A 16,236-nucleotide genomic window follows, 5' to 3' on the forward strand; every position below is an offset into this window, starting at 1 on the left:
CGCATCGCGCTTTGAGCGCTGCCGTCAAGAGCGACTAGCGGTCACTCTATTTTCAGATTTTGGGTTTTAACGACGTTGCGCCAGGCGCGGTAGTCGGCTTCGATGAAGTGGCCGAGCAATGCGGGCGAGCCGGGTGCGGCTTCCACGGCGTCGGCCTTGAACCGCGCCACCACCTCGGGCAAAGCCACGACCTTGTTGATGGCAGCGTTCAGTGCGTTGACGATGGCGGGCGGTGTGCCGGTGGGGGCCATCAACGCAAAGTAGTTGACCACATCAATGCCTGCCAGGCCGGCTTCCGTCATGCTGGGCACGTCGGGCAAGGCACTTGAGCGTTTGGCACTCGTTACGGCCAAAGGCTTGATGCTGCCGTTTTTGATGAAAGGCAGCAGGGCCGGGATGGTGCCCGTGATCAGCTGGATCTGGCCGCCGATCATGTCCATGGTGGCAGGCGCCACACCGCGGTAAGGAATGTGCGTGATGAAAGTACCGGTACGGGCCTTCAGCAACTCAAGCACGAGGTGGTTGACACCGCCCGCCCCGGCCGAGCCGTAGTTCAGCGCACCGGGCTTTTGCCGGGCCAGCGTGACCAGCTCTTTCATGGTGTTCGCCGGCAGCTTGGTGTTGGCAGCCCAGACCAGTGGGCCGCTGGCGATCATGCCCACCGGCGTGAACTGGCGCAGCGGGTCGTAATTGGCGCTGGGCAAAGAGGCCGCCACGGTGGTGAAGGGCGAGGCCACCAGCAGCAGCGTGTAGCCGTCGGCCGGGGACTGCGCCACGTACTGCGTGCCGATGGCGCCCGAGGCGCCCGCACGGTTGTCCACTACAAAGGTGGCGTTCATGGTTTCGCCGAGTTTTTGCGCAATCAGTCGTGCCATGGCGTCGGTGCCGGCGCCGGGGGCAAAAGGCACGACGATCTTGACGGCGCGCTCAGGATAGATGCCGGCGGGAACGGATGCGGCCGAGGCCGGTGAGCCGGCAGAACCCGCTGAAGGGCCTTGTGCCAATACGGCTGGAGCCACGAGGCTGGCGGCGGTGCCTGCGGACAGCAGCAGGGCCTGGCGGCGGCTCAGGGTCATGGGCTTGACGTTCATGGAGGAGGGGGAAGAAAGTTGCACAAACCGCTGATTGTCGCCGCCCCGGATGACGGCGCCATGACACGGTCTGGCTTGCCGCCGCTCAGCTACCGCGGTAGGTGGAATAACTCCAGGGGCTGACCAGCAGGGGCACGTGATAATGCAAGCCCGGATCAGCCACACCGAAGTCCAGCGTCACCTGGTCCAGGAAAGCCGGCTCGGGCAATTTCACGCCGCGCGCCTTGAAGTAGGCCGCCACCTCGAACACGAGCCGGTAGGTGCCGGCTTTCAGATTAGCGCTGTCGTATAGCAGTCCATCGGGATTGCGCCCATCTTCATTGAGGATGAAGTGCTTCACCAGCGTCGCCTGACCCGCATGCGTGGTGTAGAGCGACGCCTTCATGCCGCCTGCCGGCGTGCCGTGCATGGTGTCCAGTACATGTGTGCTCAAGCCCATGGCAGTCCCTGAAGATTGTTTTTCAATTTCGGTTTACCAAAAGTGTATACACTTTTCGACATTCCGGCTATTATCGACTGATGGAATCGTCAACCACGCACACCATCGTCGAAGCCCTGACCAAGGCCATTGTGGAGCACAGGCTGCACCCGGGCACCAAGCTGGCCGAACAAAAACTGGCCGACCATTTCGGCGTCTCGCGCACGCTGGTGCGGCAGGCATTGTTCCAGCTCTCGCAAAACCGCCTGATCCGCCTGGAGCCGGCGCGCGGTGCTTTCGTGGCTGCACCGTCCGTGATGGAAGCGCGCCAGGTGTTTGCCGTGCGCCGCATGCTCGAAGCCGAGATGACGCGGGCCTTTGTGCGCGAAGTCACCCCTGCCAAAATCAAGGCGCTGAAAGAACACGTCGCGCGGGAAAAGTCGGCGGTCGACCTCGGGGACGTTTCGGGCCGGACGGAGTTGCTGGGCGACTTTCATGTGCGCATAGCCGAGCTCATGGGCAATGAAGTGCTGGCCCAGATGCTTGGCGAGCTGACCTCGCGTTGCGCCCTCATCACCCTGATGTACCAGACCGCCACCGCCGCCGAACACTCCAACGACGAGCACGCCGAAATCGTCAAGGCGCTGGCCGCCAGGAACGAAGCGCTGGCCATACGCCTCATGAATGACCATCTGCTGCATGTCGAGAAGAGCCTCTCCTTTGACCGCAAGGTACCGACGAACGATATTTCCATGGCACTGTCATGAGTACGGATATGAACACTGGCTACCCTAGAGATTTGATCGGCTACGGCCGCAACCCGCCACAAGCCAACTGGCCAGGGCGGGCACGCATCGCCGTGCAGTTCGTCCTCAACTATGAGGAAGGCGGCGAAAACTCGGTGCTGCACGGCGACGCCGGCTCCGAACAGTTTTTGTCCGAGATGGCCAATCCACCCAGCTTTGCCGACCGGCACCTGAGCATGGAAGGCATTTACGAATACGGCTCACGCGTGGGCGTATGGCGCATCCTGCGCGAGTTTGAAAAGCGCAAACTACCGCTCACGGTGTTCGGCGTGGGCATGGCGCTGCAGCGCCACCCCGAAGTCGCCGCGGCCTTCACTGAACTCGGCCACGAGATCGCCTGCCACGGCTGGCGCTGGATCAACTACCAGCAGATCGACGAAGCCACCGAACGCGAACACATGCGCCTGGGCCTGGACGCGATCGAAAAGCTCACCGGCACACGTCCGCTGGGCTGGTACACCGGCCGCGACAGCCCCAACACGCGCCGGCTGGTGGCCGACGACGGCCGGCTCGAATACGACAGCGACTACTACGGCGACGACCTGCCCTTCTGGACCGAGGTGAAACGCACCGACGGAAAAGTCGTGCCGCGCCTGGTCGTGCCTTACACGCTGGACACCAACGACATGCGCTTTTCCCTGCCGCAGGGCTTCTCGCAGGCCGATGATTTTTTCATCTACCTGCGCGACAGTTTTGATGCGCTGTATGCCGAAGGCAGTGCGTCGCCCAAGATGCTGAGCATCGGCATGCATTGCCGCCTGCTGGGCCGGCCGGGCCGCATCGTGGCGCTGCAGCGTTTTCTTGACCACGTGCAAAAGCATGAGCGCGTCTGGGTCTGCCGCCGCATCGATATAGCGCGCCACTGGCAGGCCAACCATCCTTACATGCCCCGGCAGGAAAGCTGAACATGGCCATCACGCTGGAACAAGTCAATGCCGTACCGCGCGCAGAAGCGCTGCAACTGCTCGACGGCCTCTATGAGCATTCCCCCTGGATTGCCGAAAAGGCGCTGGACGCCCGCCCTTTCCAGTCACTCGCCCACCTGAAGCACACCATGGCGCAAGTACTGCGCGAGGCCGGCAAGGACGCGCAGGTCAAGCTCATCCAGGCCCACCCCGAACTGGCCGGCAAAGCCATGGTCAGTAAAAGCCTGACGGCGGAATCGGCCAACGAGCAAGGCAAGGCCGGCCTCACGGACTGCACGTCCGAAGAGTTCGCCACCCTGCAAAAACTCAATGCCGACTACAACGCAAAGTTCGGCTTTCCTTTCATACTGGCGGTGCGCGGCCCGCGCGGTGACGGTTTGAGCAAGCAGCAGATCATCGAGACCTTCGCGCGGCGCCTGCAAAACCACCCTGACTTTGAGCTGCAGGAAAACCTGCGCAACATCCACCGCGTGGTAGAACTGCGGCTCAACGACAAGTTCTCCGCCACGCCTGCGCTGGGCAACGACGTGTGGGACTGGCAGGAAACCCTTTCGCAGTACAGCGATCCGGGCTATCTTGAAAAGGGCCAGCTCACGGTGACCTACCTCACTGATGCGCACCGTGCCTGCGCGGCTTTCATCAGCAACACCATGCGGGACTGCGGCTTTGACGAGGTGAAGATCGACGCGGTCGGCAACGTGGTGGGTATCTACAACGCCGCCACGCCCAACGCCAAGACCCTGCTCACTGGCAGCCACTACGACACCGTGCGCAACGGCGGCAAATATGACGGCCGGCTCGGGATTTTTGTGCCCATGGCCTGCGTGCGCGAGCTGCACCGCCAGGGCAAGCGCCTGCCCTTTAATTTTGAGGTGGTCGGCTTTGCCGAAGAAGAAGGCCAGCGCTACAAAGCCACCTTTTTGGGTTCAGGCGCGCTGATCGGTGACTTCAAGCCCGAGTGGCTGGAGCAGAAAGACGCTGACGGCATCACCATGCGCGAGGCCATGCACAACGCTGGCCTCAAGCCCGAAGACATCACGAAGATCAAACGTGACGCGGACAACTACCTCGGCTTTATCGAGGTGCATATCGAGCAAGGCCCGGTACTCAACGAGCTCGACCTGCCGCTGGGCATCGTGACCTCCATCAACGGCAATGTCCGCTATCTGTGCGAGATCACCGGCATGGCCAGCCACGCCGGCACCACGCCCATGACCCGCCGCCGTGACGCCGCAGCGGCCGCGGCCGAACTACTGCTGTATGTGGAACGGCGCGCGGCGCAAGACGGAAATTCCGTCGGCACGGTCGGCATGCTGCAGGTGCCCAGCGGCTCCATCAATGTGGTGCCCGGGCGCTGCCTCTTTTCGCTCGACCTGCGCGCGCCCATCGATGCGCAGCGCGACGCGCTGGTGGCCGACGTGCTGGCCGAACTCAAAAGCATTTGCGAGCGCCGCGGTATGCACTTCACGACCGAATTGACCGAGCGCGCCGCCGCTGCACCCAGCGCACCTGCCTGGCAACAGCGCTGGGAAGCCGCTGTGCAAGGCCTGGGCGTGCCTCTGTACCGCATGCCTAGCGGTGCCGGCCATGACGCGATGAAACTGCACAAGGTGATGCCGCAGGCCATGCTTTTTGTACGGGGCCAGAACTCCGGCATCAGCCACAACCCGCTGGAAAGCACCACCAGCGACGACATCGAACTTGCGATCCAGGCCCTGGCGCATCTGCTCACTAATCTCTCTCCTGAACAACAATGACCCTCACTACAGATTACGCCCGGCTTGACAGCTGGATCGATGCCCATTTCGACGAAGAAACGGCATTCCTGCAGCAGCTCATCCGCGTGCCCACCGACACGCCACCGGGCAACAACGCGCCACATGCCGAGCGCACGGCAGAGCTCATCAAGGCCTTCGGTTTTGACGCTGAGAAACACCCCGTGCCCGAAGCCGACGTGCGCGGCTACGGCATGGAGTCCATCACCAACCTGATCGTGCGCCGCCACTATGGCGGCAAGGGCGAAGAAATGGAAAAAGGAAGGACCATTGCCCTCAACGCCCACGGCGACGTGGTGCCGCCCGGCGAAGGCTGGACCAAAGATCCCTATGGCGGCGAGATTGAAGGCGGCAAAATTTACGGCCGCGCCTCAGCTGTCAGCAAATGCGATTTCGCAAGCTTCACCTTTGCGGTGCGCGCGCTCGAATCACTGGACGCACCACTCAAAGGCAGCGTTGAGTTGCACTTCACCTACGACGAGGAATTCGGCGGCGAAATGGGCCCGGGCTGGCTGCTCAAGAAAGGCCTTACCAAGCCTGACCTGTTGATCGCGGCAGGCTTTTCTTACGAGGTCGTCACCGCGCACAACGGCTGCCTGCAGATGGAAGTCACGGTGCACGGCAAGATGGCGCATGCCGCCATTCCCGACACCGGCATCGACGCCTTGCAGGGCGCGGTGCACATCCTCAATGCACTCTATGCACAGAACGCGCTCTACCAGCAGGTGACGTCAAAGGTCGAAGGCATCCAGCACCCTTACCTGAACGTGGGGCGCATCGAAGGCGGCACCAACACCAACGTCGTGCCCGGCAAGGTGATGTTCAAGCTGGACCGCCGCATGATCCCCGAGGAGAACCCCGCCGAGGTCGAAGCCAACATCCGCAAAGTGATTGGCGACGCGGCGGCTGGCTGCAAGGGCATCACAGTCGACATCAAGCGCCTGCTGCTGGCCAACTCGATGCGGCCGCTGGCGGGCAACAAGCCCCTGGTGGAGGCCATCCAGAAGCATGGCGAGGCGCTCTTTGGCCAGGCCATTCCGGCCATGGGCACGCCGCTGTACACCGATGTGCGGCTGTACGCCGAGGCCGGCATTCCCGGCGTCATTTACGGCGCCGGGCCGCGCACCGTGCTGGAGTCCCATGCCAAGCGGGCCGACGAACGTCTGGACCTCGAAGACCTGCGCCGCGCCACCAAGGTGATTGCGCGGACCCTGCGGGACCTGCTGGCCTGACCACGCCGCCCCCATCCCCTGAAAACTCCCGCCACGGCGGGAGTTTTGCTTTTGCGGCCCTTCGCAGCGCACCTCGCACTTCGGGTGCATCAGCTTTAACCGAATAAGCAGGAATCGCCCCGGGATAACCCTGTGACAGCAGGCAAAAATCTTGCCTACATTGCTTGTATGCAAGATTTGCGTGCAAAACACAGCGACGTCCTGCTGCCTATAACTACTCTTTCGGAGACTGACATGCCCAAGTTTTTCCGCTCCCTGTTCGGCCAGGTGCTCCTGGCCCTCCTTGTCGGCGTGATCGTCGGCTTTTTGTGGCCCGAAACGGCCGTCAAGCTCAAGCCCCTTGGCGACGGCTTCATCAAGCTGATCAAGATGCTGATTCCCCTGATCGTCTTTTGCGTGGTCGTTCACGGCATTGCAGGCGCGGGCGACTTGAAGCGGGTCGGGCGCGTCGGCGTCAAGGCGCTGATCTACTTCGAAGTGGTCACCACCATCGCCCTGGTGATCGGCCTGGTGCTGGCTTTTGTGTTTCAGCCCGGCGCGGGCATGAACATCGACCCGAAACTGCTGGACGCCAAGGCTATGGCCGCCTATGCCGAAAACGCCGGCAAGCTCACCGGCGGCGGTACGGTGGAGTTCCTGATGAAGCTGATTCCCAATACGGCCATCAGCGCCTTCGTCAACGGCGACGTGCTGCAGGTGTTGCTGTTCTCGGTGCTGTTCGGCTGCGCGCTGGCCCTGCTGGGCAGCAAGGGCGAGAAAGTGGTCGGCCTCATCGACGACCTGGCCCACGTACTCTTCAAGACCATGGGCATCATCATCAAGCTGGCGCCCCTGGGCGTGCTGGGCGCCATCGCCTTCACCGTCGGCAAATACGGCATCGGCTCGCTCAAGCAGCTGGGCATGCTGGTCGTGCTGTTCTACGCTGCAGTGATCATTTTCGTGACGGTCGTGCTGGGCGGCATCATGCGTTTTTCGGGCTTCAGCCTCTTCAAGCTGCTCAAATACCTGCGCGAAGAACTCATGGTGGTGTTTGCCACCACTTCGTCCGACAGCGTGCTGCCGCAAATCATGGCCAAGCTCAAGCGCATGGGCATCCGCGATTCGACTGTTGGCCTGGTCATCCCGACCGGCTACTCCTTCAACCTCGACGCGTTCTCGATCTACATCACGCTGGCCGCCGTCTTCATCGCCCAGGCCACCAACACGCCGATCTCGATGACCGACCTGCTGACCATCCTGGCGATCTCGCTGGTCACCTCCAAAGGCGCGCACGGCGTGCCCGGCTCGGCCATCGTGGTGCTGGCCGCCACGCTGCAGGCGATTCCCGCCATCCCTGTGATCGGCCTGGTGCTGGTGCTGTCGGTGGACTGGTTCATGGGCATCGCCCGCGCCCTGGGCAACCTGATCGGCAACTGCGTGGCCACCGTGGCGGTGGCGGCCTGGGAGGGCGACATCGACCGCGAGCGGGCTCATGCGGTACTCGACGACCGCTATGTGCCGCCGGCCGAAGACGACATGGACATCGAAGTGAGCGCCGTTCCGGCCAAAGCCTGAGGTCTCGCTCCAGAAAACGCATCATCTTGCCGTCGATTTTCTTCAAACGCTCCGCCTGCTGAATCACCCCGGGGTCGCTACACTTCCCAGCACATATGAGCATCAGCCAGGTCCAGATCGCCCAGCAAGTCGTCGAATCCATCCTCGCGCAAAAACTTGCGCCCGGTGAACGCCTCGGCGAGCAGGAGCTGGCAGAGCTCTTCGGTGTCAGCCGCACCCTGGTGCGCGAAGCGCTGATGCAGTTGCAGGCACGCGGCTTTGTCGAGGTGCGCACCCGCAAGGGCTGGTATGTGGTGGAGCCTTCCGTCGAAGAAGCGCGGGACGCTTTTTCAGCCCGGCGCATCATCGAAACCGGCATCCTGCGCGAGGCCGGGCGTCCGCTGCAGTCGGTCCTGCGCAAACTGCGCCAGCACATCGCCCAGGAGGAGCAGGCCATCGAAGAAGCCGACGCCGCCACCCGGGCCTTTTTACTGGCCGACTTCCATGTTTGCCTGGCTGAATGCCTCGGCCAGCGGCTGCTGTGCGACGTGCTGCGCGACCTGACCGCGCGCACTACGCTGGCGGCGTCTCTCTACCAGTCCAAGCACGACGCCGGCCAATCCTGCGCGGAGCATGCCGGCATTGTGGCCGCGCTCGAAAAAGGCCAGCTGGACCTGGCCCGCGAACGCATGCTCGCGCACATCGGCAGCGTCGAAGCCGCCTTGGGCTCATCGGCGCCGGGCACCTCACCCGGTAACGAACGGCTGCGTATCGCGCTGTCGCAGCTGGTACAGCCGCCTCTGCGCAAAGCTGTCCGGCACAAAACGCTCCCGATTTGATAGCTGGCTGCGCCCGTCCTTCAATGGCTACAGCCGGATAACCAAAACAAATCAGGCTCCGGACACCAAGCCTGGGCAGCCTCCGCAAGGAGTACCCAGGCCTGCCGTTTCCCTTACTCGTGGGTGTAGTCCAGCAACGCAAGGTATTCCTTGCGCTCGGCCTTGACCCACTGCTTGACGCCGATCTCGGACATGATGCTGGCCGACTGGCTGTTCATGGCCAGCAGGGAGTCCTGCAGGCGGCTGATCATGTCCGCTGGCACGCCGGGGGCGGCCAGCACCGACCAGTTCACCACGGGCTGGGTTTCACCAATGACACGGCCTCCGCCCTCTTGCCATTTCCTGGCGATGGTCGGATTCACCGCACCCACTTCGGCAAGGCCTGCCGCCACCTGTGCCGACACGGAATCCTGATAGCGTGTGTAGGAAATATAGGGTTCGCGCACATTCAGGCGGCGCATCTCGGCACGCGCGACCGCCACCGTGGCGGACGATTCGTCGGGCATCAGGATCTTCTTGCCGCTCAGTTGCCCGATGTTGTTGATGGGCGAGCTGTTCTTCACGATAAAGGCAGCCTGGTAGGGCTCGGGCCTGCGCACCAGGGGTTGATAACCTCCATCGCGAACCAGCTTGGACAGCTGGTTGACGGATTTTCCGAACACCATGAGGGGCTTTTGCTCTGACGATGCCTGGCGCACGAAGTTCTGGATGTCGATGACCGGATCAACCACCACCTGCTTGTTGCGGATCTGCCCTCCCAGGTAGTCGGCCAGCCCCCGGTAGCGCAGGGCCAGCATCGAAATACTGAGGTCTGCCGTAACCGCCTCATTGATCAGCAGCCTCCAGCGGTCTACGCCCGCCAGCTGGCCCGCCGCCTGCTGGCTCCAGCTGACCATGGGAAAGCCCTGCCAGGCCACGGCAACCGCGGTGCCCACCACACCGCGAAGAACCGCGCGGCGACCGGTAACTTGTGACAGCAACGGAGTATTCATTTGATCACCTTCAAAGGGTTAATTGCAGATTGCACGGTCTTCTTCGCTGCCTCGTCTTCCCATTGCCTGGCAGCTGTCAAGGTTGCCTTGAATGCCAGTGCACTCTCAAGCAGCCATTTCTTGTTGTCTTCCGAGAGCGCGTAGCTCAACCTGAACTCGTCCATCGGCATGCGGTCCTCGCGCACGGCCTTGATCAACCGGTCCACCTCTGCAGCGGCGTGCGCGGGCGTCGACAGCAGCACCAGGCGGCTCATCTTGTCGGGGTTGTTGGGTACATGGCAGTTCACACACTGCGACTCGCGCATTTGCAGCGCCAGGTCACGGTAGCGTTTGTCGACGTTACCCAGATACGGGTTTTCCGGCCGGTACAACCCGTCGAACAGCGTCACCGCCGGTTGCGTGTGGCCTTTGTCGTCGGTCCAGAGCCATGGGCCCTGGTATTTTTCATGCTGCACCGTCTGCACAGGTTGCAACAGCGGCGTGGGTGCCACGTCGGTGAACTGCGCCACCTTGATGACGCCTGTTTCGGGGCTGATCCATAGCATCATGCTGCGGGCGTTTTCGTACATCGCCCATTTGGCCTCGTCGTGCCAGAACGGATAAGGAAACTGGCCCGGCGGCAGGCGGTTGCGAAAGGCCGCCTCAAGCCGCACCAGGAACATCTTCTCGTCGGCCACCCACTCCACGGTATGCCGGCCGTTGAACATGAAGAGCGGCGCATACATGCCGGTCCAGGCGTCAGGGGCGAACTGGGTCAGGTTGGTCTGGCGCAGCGTGGCGTTGTCTTTTTTGTTTTGCCGGCCCCATAGCACGATGGGCGCCACGTGTGCACGCAGCTGGCTCGGCCCGAACAGTGTTTGCCGGCACTGGGTGTAAGCGTTGACGTCACCGGCCGGCGCCAGCGGGCAACTGCTGGCGAGCTCTGCGGAAATTTCGGCCGCAGCCTGCGCGATGTTGGGCGGTATCGCCCTTTTTTCCTGGGCTTGTACGCCGCAGGAAAATGCCAATATGGCGGCCAGCAGTCCGGCCCGCCATGGCGAAAGTGAAAACAGACGTGCTTGAATCAACGTACCCATTTTTTACTCCCTCGTGTAGTCCAACAAATCCAGGTAGTCCTTCCGTTCAGCTCTGGCCCATGCCTTCACGCCCATCGAAGCCATCACTGCTGCGCTTTCTGAATTGGTGGCCAGCAGCGCGTCGCGCAGCTGCTGCACCATGTCCGCGGCCAGGCTGGGACTGGCAAGCACCGACCAGTTCACCACCGGCTGGGTTTCAGCCACCACGCGCCCGCCCTCTTCCACCCACTTTTTGGCAATGGTGGGATTGACCACGCCGATCTGGCCCATTCCGGACTTCACAAACTGCGCGACTTCTTCCTGGAAGCGAACGTGTGTCACGCGGACCTGCCCAAGTTTTTGCCGCCGCAGTTCCGCCAGGGCCACCGCACTGGTGGCGGCAGACTCGTCGGGCATGATGACTTTTGCATCAGCCGCATCCGCCAGGGTTTTAATGGGCGAATCCTTGGCCACGATGAAGGCCGCCTTGTAGGGGTCGGCGCGCCGCACCACCGGCTGGTAGCCGTTGTCACGCACCAGCTTGGCCAGCTGGTTGACGGATTTTCCGAAGACAAACTCCGGCTTGCTGGCGCCTTGCGCCACCGCCATGAAGCGCTTGATATCCACCATGGGCTCCACGACGATAGGCCGCCCCTTGAGCTGGGCGCTGATGAAGTCGGCGGCAGGGCGATAACGGTTGGTCAGCAAAAATGAGTTGGTATCTCCCCCCACCGCTTCATTGACCAGCAACCGCCAGTTCGCGCCACCTGCGGGTTTTTTAGCAGCAGAGGCAGCGGCAGCAGCAGCAGCCTGGGCCCAGGCGCTACCCGGCCCACCCATACCCCCTGCGAGGGCGCCCAGGCCCAGGATTGACAACATCTGACGGCGAAGCTGCGAGGAAGGTGTTTTCATGAAAACCTTGTTTTGGAAAGCCCACTGACCCAGTACATCGTTGCTGGATGACTTCGGCTACTGCCCCAAGGCTTTGTCAAGGCTTCGGAACTGCACGGCCTTGCGGCTTAATCCTTGTCACCTACGCAAATACACTCTATGGACCGGCTGCAAAAATAGTCAAAGGCAGTTCATGGCACCCGCCCTGTCAGGGCTGACAGGTAAACCCCGGCAAAGGCACCTGCGCGGCGAGCCCCGGCTTCAAGCAATGGCAACGGTCCGGGTCAAACGTAAACAGCTGTAACGCCTTTAACCCAGCCCAAAGACTTGTTGATGGCCGGGACTACGGCGTGCAATACGCCACCTTTTAATAACCGCCTCTGGGCATCTTCCCGGTCAGGCCGGCCAATATGCGGAAGACCGGCAAGGCCGTGCGCCCAAAAAATACGGATGCCAAAACATCACAAAATGCATCCTGTGAGTAATCCCAGTGTGCGAAAACTGACAGCGCCTGAACGCGGCAGTTGTTGCTCTTAGGCCAATCCGCATCGTCCGGCGGCAAGACCCACCAGCCGCCTGAACTGCCGGGGCAATGCCAAAGTTCTACTTCACAGCGTGGCAGGCACTGTTTTTGCTGTATCGTTTTGAGGTTCGCTTCGATTTCACGGCCACCGCGTTCTTATGCTGATTGCTGGCCTGCCGGTCTCCCCTTTTTGCAACCCCTTCAAGAAAATCCCGCCATGAAAAATCGTGCACCTGCCGCATCTGCCCTTCCCAGCCTTGTCGCCAGGATGACCGGGGCGGTGATCGCCCTGGCGGCCCTGAACGCCCATGCGCAAAACACGCCGATCAAGTTCCAGCTCGACTGGCGCTTCGAAGGCCCGTCCGCCCTCTTCCTCACGCCGGTGGCCAAGGGTTACTTCAAGGCCAACAAGCTCGACGTGACGGTGGACGCCGGCAATGGCTCGGGCGGGGCGGTGACCCGTGTCGCCTCGGGCACCTACGACATGGGTTTTGCCGACATGGCCTCCGTGATGGAGTTTCACGCCAACAACCCGGACGCACCCAACAAGCCGGTAGGCGTGATGATGGTCTACAACAACACGCCGGCCTCGGTCATGGCACTCAAAAAATCAGGCATCAAGACGCCCGCCGACCTGAACGGCAAAAAAATGGGCGCGCCGGTGTTTGACGCCGGCCGCCGCGCCTTCCCGATTTTTGCCAAGGCCAACAACATCACCGGCTTCCAGTGGACAGCCATGGACCCGCCGCTGCGCGAAACCATGCTGGCCCGCGGCGACGTGGACGCCATCACCGGCTTTACCTTCACCTCGTTGCTCAACCTGGAAGCGCGCGGCGTGAAGGCAGAAGACGTGGTGGTGCTGCCCTATGCCGACTTCGGCGTAAAGCACTACGGCAACGTGGTGATCGTCTCACCCAAGCTCATCAAGGAAAACCCGGCCGCCATCAAGGCGTTTTTGCAGGCCTTTACCAAGGGCGTGAAAGACGTGGTGGCCGACCCGGCCGCCGCCATCGAATTCGTGAAAGCGCGCGACGGCATCATCAATGTGCCGCTGGAAGTGCGCCGCCTGCGCCTGGCCATCGACACCGTCGTCAACAGCCCCGACGCACGCGCCGAGGGCTTCGGCCAGGTCAAGGCGCCGCGCCTCTCGCTGATGGCCTCCCAGGTGTCGGACGCTTTCGGCACCAAGACCCGTGTCAACCCCGACGCGGTGTGGAACGGCTCCTTCCTGCCCACGGCAGCCGAGCTGAATGTGCTGCCGAAGAAATAAGTCCTGGCTTCAGGCCCCGTGCCTGGCACCATGCCCGCCCGGATTGCTACACTTTTCATAGCTGCTTGCGCACGTCCCTATTGGGCCAACAGCCGTTTTCATACCTAAAACATGCCCCTCGCCACCGCTGACAGCCCTTTTGTTGACTTCCGCGACGTCTGGCTTGCCTACAACGACGAATTGCTTGCGCGCAAGCAATTCTCCGTTGAGGCCATAGACCTGCAGGTGCGGCAGGGCGAGTTCATCGCCATCGTCGGGCCGTCGGGTTGCGGCAAGTCCACTTTCATGAAGCTGGCCACCGGCCTGAAGATGCCGTCGGCCGGGAGCATCCTGATTGACGGACGGCCCGTGACCGGTCCGCTGAAAATTTCCGGTATGGCCTTCCAGGCGCCATCGCTGCTGCCCTGGCGCACCACCGTCGGCAATGTGCTGCTGCCGCTCGAAATCGTCGAGCCTTACCGCAGCCAGTTCAAGGCCAGGCGCAAGGAGTTCGAAGAGCGGGCGCGCAAGCTGCTGCAGAAGGTTGGCCTGGCGGGTTATGAGGACAAATTTCCGTGGCAGCTGTCAGGCGGCATGCAACAGCGTGCCAGCATTTGCCGCGCGCTGATTCATGAGCCAAAAATGCTGCTGCTCGACGAGCCCTTCGGCGCGCTCGACGCCTTCACGCGCGAAGAGCTCTGGTGCATCCTGCGCGACCTCTGGACCGAGCAGCGCTTCAACGTGATCCTGGTCACGCATGATTTGCGCGAGTCGGTCTTTTTGGCCGACACCGTCTATGTGATGAGCAAAAGCCCCGGCCGCTTTGTCGTGCGGCGCGAGATTGAACTGCCGCGTCCGCGCGACCTGGAAGTGACCTACACCCGCGAGTTCAGCGACATCGTGCATGAGCTGCGCGGCCACATCGGCGCGGTGCGCGGCGGAGCCGCCGTATGAACATGAACAACAAACAGCTCGAACGCTGGGCGCCATGGGCGTTACTGGCAGCCGTGGTGGCACTGTGGCAGGCGGTGTGCGCCGGGTTTTCAATAGCGGAGTTCATCTTTCCCGCGCCGCTGGCCATTGCCCAGGCCATGGCTGAATTTGCCGGCCCGATCGCCGAGGCCGCCTGGAAAACCTTCTGGGTCACGATGGTGGGTTTCGGTCTGTCCATCGTGGTCGGCGTATTGCTGGGCTTTCTGGTGGGCTCGTCACGGCTGGCCTATGCCGCGGTCTATCCGCTGTTGGTGGCATTCAACGCAGTGCCCAAGGCCGCGATTGTTCCCATCCTCATCGTCTGGTTCGGCATCGGCGTGGGCCCCGGCATCCTCACGGCTTTTCTGATTTCGTTTTTCCCCATCACCGTGAACATGGCCACGGGCCTGGCCACGCTGGAACCCGAGCTCGAAGACGTGCTGCGCGTGCTGGGCGCCAAACGCTGGGACGTGCTGGTCAAGGTCGGCCTGCCGCGTTCCATGCCCTACTTCTTCGCCTCGCTCAAGGTCGCGATCACGCTGGCTTTTGTCGGCACCGTGCTGGCTGAAATGACGGCGGGTGATTCAGGCATTGGCTACCTCATGCAAAGTGCCGGGTCGCAACAACGGCTGGCGTTGGCTTTTGCCGGGCTGGTGGTGATTGGGGCGATGGCTATGGCGATGTATGAATTGTTTAGCTATGTTGAGAAGCACACTACCGGGTGGGCGCATCGGGGGTCGCAGGGGGACTGAGGTATTCAGCCGGGTCTTGCTCCGGCGTGGCGCTTTTTGCTGAGGCTTGCTGGCCGGGGGTTGCCCGGCGGCAACTCACTTTTCTTTTGGGTCGCCAAAAGAAAAGTAAGCAAAAGAAAAGGCGACCCTGCTGTCTGCGTCCCTTCGCTGCGCTACGGGCAACCTGCGGTGCTCGGTTCAGGCGGGGTCTCGCTCGAACTCGCTACGTTGCACTTCGCTCAGACAATCGCGATCCCTGATCCGCCTGAACCTGCGCTCCTCGGCGCAGACAGAAGGGCCAATCGGGAGCGGGGACCGAATACCGAAATACCAGGAAACCAATACCAACAAGGACACGCCATGGCGTGTCCTTGTTTCTTCTGGTATTCGGGGTTCTGCCTTTGGCTGTTGGGAGTTCGGCTGTTCGGTATTCCGCCCCCCACCCCTTGTGGATGCGCCGAGGAGCGCAGGGCCAGACGGATCAGGGCAAAAACTTGTTTGAGCGAAGCGAGTTGTTTTTGACCCCGGCTGGACCGAGCACCGCAGGTTGCCCGTAGCGCAGCGAAGGGACGCAGGAACCAGGGTCGCCTTTTCTTTGCTTACTTTCTTTTGGCGAAGCAAAAGAAAGTGAGTTGCATGCCGGGCAACCCCCGGCCAGCAACCATCAGCTAAGAGCACGTAGCTGGGGCAAGACCCGGCCTAAAGAAACCGTTCCAACAACCGCCGCGACCCCCGGTCCAGAGCCGTCATATCCTTCACGCTGTACTGCACCCCCTGGCTGCCGGCAATCAGCAGCCCCGTGCGCCCCAGGCGGCGAATATCTTCTTCGCCCTTGAGCACAAAAGACGTCTCACCCCGGTCGGTCTCCACCGTCCACACGCTGGGGGTGGCAAAGGTCGAAACGCTTTTGAGCCGCGTGATTTCAGGCGCAAAGTCGCGCAGGGCCAGTTCTTCCTCCAGCAAGGTACGCGCTTGCACCGGCAATGCCTGCAGGTCTTCCACCCAGGCCACCTCGTGCCCTTCGGTGTTAATCAGTGAAATCCCTTCATCGGGCGCAGCCAGGGGAAAGGCCCGCACCGGCACCACGCCCACATGCTGCAGGCCACCGGCATCGACGAACACCAGCCGGCCCGACGCCGTGCGTTCCAAGGGAAAGGACAAAGAGGACAAAGAGGAAGAGGAGTTGGTCATGTGCAGTCCTTG

At 62.1% G+C, this 16,236-nt stretch carries 15 protein-coding genes; 9 read left to right on the forward strand and 6 right to left on the reverse strand.

Translation table 11 applies throughout. From position 1 onward, the window contains the following. Positions 1-41 precede the first annotated feature (41 nt). A complete protein-coding gene (locus AC1DWQ_RS02045) occupies positions 42-1,091 on the reverse strand; it encodes a tripartite tricarboxylate transporter substrate binding protein (RefSeq protein ID WP_477668149.1) in 1,050 nt (349 codons plus the stop codon). 85 nt (positions 1,092-1,176) lie between these two features. Further along, positions 1,177-1,530 carry a hydroxyisourate hydrolase gene (gene uraH, locus AC1DWQ_RS02050; RefSeq protein ID WP_477668150.1) on the reverse strand — a complete coding sequence of 118 codons (354 nt, stop codon included), beginning with the start codon at positions 1,528-1,530 and terminating at the stop codon, positions 1,177-1,179. Between the two features lie 80 nt (positions 1,531-1,610). Between uraH and AC1DWQ_RS02055 the strand changes: the two genes are divergently transcribed. The 6 genes from AC1DWQ_RS02055 (at position 1,611) to AC1DWQ_RS02080 (ending at position 8,620) form a co-directional block, all read left to right on the forward strand. Further along, positions 1,611-2,276, forward strand: a complete 666-nt coding sequence (locus tag AC1DWQ_RS02055) for a GntR family transcriptional regulator (RefSeq protein ID WP_477668151.1) — start codon at positions 1,611-1,613, stop codon at positions 2,274-2,276. A gap of 8 nt (positions 2,277-2,284) precedes the next feature. Next, a complete protein-coding gene (gene puuE, locus AC1DWQ_RS02060) occupies positions 2,285-3,220 on the forward strand; it encodes an allantoinase PuuE (protein WP_477668152.1) in 936 nt (311 codons plus the stop codon). Positions 3,221-3,222: 2 nt separating this feature from the next. Next, on the forward strand, positions 3,223-4,998 hold the full coding sequence (gene uraD / locus AC1DWQ_RS02065) for a 2-oxo-4-hydroxy-4-carboxy-5-ureidoimidazoline decarboxylase (protein WP_477668153.1): 1,776 nt from the start codon (positions 3,223-3,225) through the stop codon (positions 4,996-4,998). After that, positions 4,995-6,248, forward strand: a complete 1,254-nt coding sequence (locus AC1DWQ_RS02070) for a M20 family metallopeptidase (RefSeq protein WP_477668154.1) — start codon at positions 4,995-4,997, stop codon at positions 6,246-6,248. The genes uraD and AC1DWQ_RS02070 overlap by 4 nt, the downstream gene beginning before the upstream one ends. Positions 6,249-6,482: 234 nt before the next feature. After that, positions 6,483-7,802: a C4-dicarboxylate transporter DctA gene (locus AC1DWQ_RS02075; RefSeq protein WP_477668155.1), complete on the forward strand. Its 1,320-nt coding sequence runs from the start codon at positions 6,483-6,485 to the stop codon at positions 7,800-7,802. Between the two features lie 95 nt (positions 7,803-7,897). Further along, positions 7,898-8,620, forward strand: coding sequence for a GntR family transcriptional regulator (locus tag AC1DWQ_RS02080; protein ID WP_477668156.1), 723 nt, complete (start codon positions 7,898-7,900; stop codon positions 8,618-8,620). A gap of 113 nt (positions 8,621-8,733) precedes the next feature. Here the strand turns inward: AC1DWQ_RS02080 and AC1DWQ_RS02085 are convergent, their stop codons facing one another. Genes AC1DWQ_RS02085 through AC1DWQ_RS02095 form a run of 3 tightly spaced genes read right to left on the reverse strand, consistent with a single transcriptional unit; the run spans position 8,734 to position 11,579 of the window. Further along, positions 8,734-9,612 (reverse strand): phosphate/phosphite/phosphonate ABC transporter substrate-binding protein, encoded by an 879-nt coding sequence (locus tag AC1DWQ_RS02085; protein ID WP_477668157.1) that lies wholly within the window; start codon positions 9,610-9,612, stop codon positions 8,734-8,736. Next, on the reverse strand, positions 9,609-10,688 hold the full coding sequence (locus AC1DWQ_RS02090; RefSeq protein WP_477668158.1) for a hypothetical protein: 1,080 nt from the start codon (positions 10,686-10,688) through the stop codon (positions 9,609-9,611). Before AC1DWQ_RS02090 ends, AC1DWQ_RS02085 begins: the two co-directional genes overlap by 4 nt. 3 nt (positions 10,689-10,691) lie before the next feature. After that, the gene (locus AC1DWQ_RS02095; RefSeq protein ID WP_477668159.1) at positions 10,692-11,579 is read right to left on the reverse strand and encodes a phosphate/phosphite/phosphonate ABC transporter substrate-binding protein; all 888 of its coding nucleotides are present in this window, start codon (positions 11,577-11,579) and stop codon (positions 10,692-10,694) included. Positions 11,580-12,349: 770 nt separating this feature from the next. Here AC1DWQ_RS02095 and AC1DWQ_RS02100 point away from each other — a divergent pair. From AC1DWQ_RS02100 to AC1DWQ_RS02110, 3 genes are all read left to right on the forward strand, one after another. Further along, positions 12,350-13,351: an ABC transporter substrate-binding protein gene (locus tag AC1DWQ_RS02100; protein ID WP_477668908.1), complete on the forward strand. Its 1,002-nt coding sequence runs from the start codon at positions 12,350-12,352 to the stop codon at positions 13,349-13,351. 111 nt (positions 13,352-13,462) lie between these two features. Next, positions 13,463-14,284 carry an ABC transporter ATP-binding protein gene (locus tag AC1DWQ_RS02105; protein WP_477668160.1) on the forward strand — a complete coding sequence of 274 codons (822 nt, stop codon included), beginning with the start codon at positions 13,463-13,465 and terminating at the stop codon, positions 14,282-14,284. 2 nt (positions 14,285-14,286) lie between these two features. Beyond that, entirely contained in the window at positions 14,287-15,054 is a 768-nt protein-coding gene (locus AC1DWQ_RS02110) for an ABC transporter permease (RefSeq protein ID WP_477668909.1), read from the forward strand. A gap of 678 nt (positions 15,055-15,732) precedes the next feature. Here the strand turns inward: AC1DWQ_RS02110 and AC1DWQ_RS02115 are convergent. Beyond that, the gene (locus AC1DWQ_RS02115; protein ID WP_477668161.1) at positions 15,733-16,224 is read right to left on the reverse strand and encodes a cyanophycin metabolism-associated DUF1854 family protein; all 492 of its coding nucleotides are present in this window, start codon (positions 16,222-16,224) and stop codon (positions 15,733-15,735) included. Positions 16,225-16,236: the final 12 nt, after the last annotated feature.

Source organism: Polaromonas sp. P2_G11 (assembly GCF_056403595.1).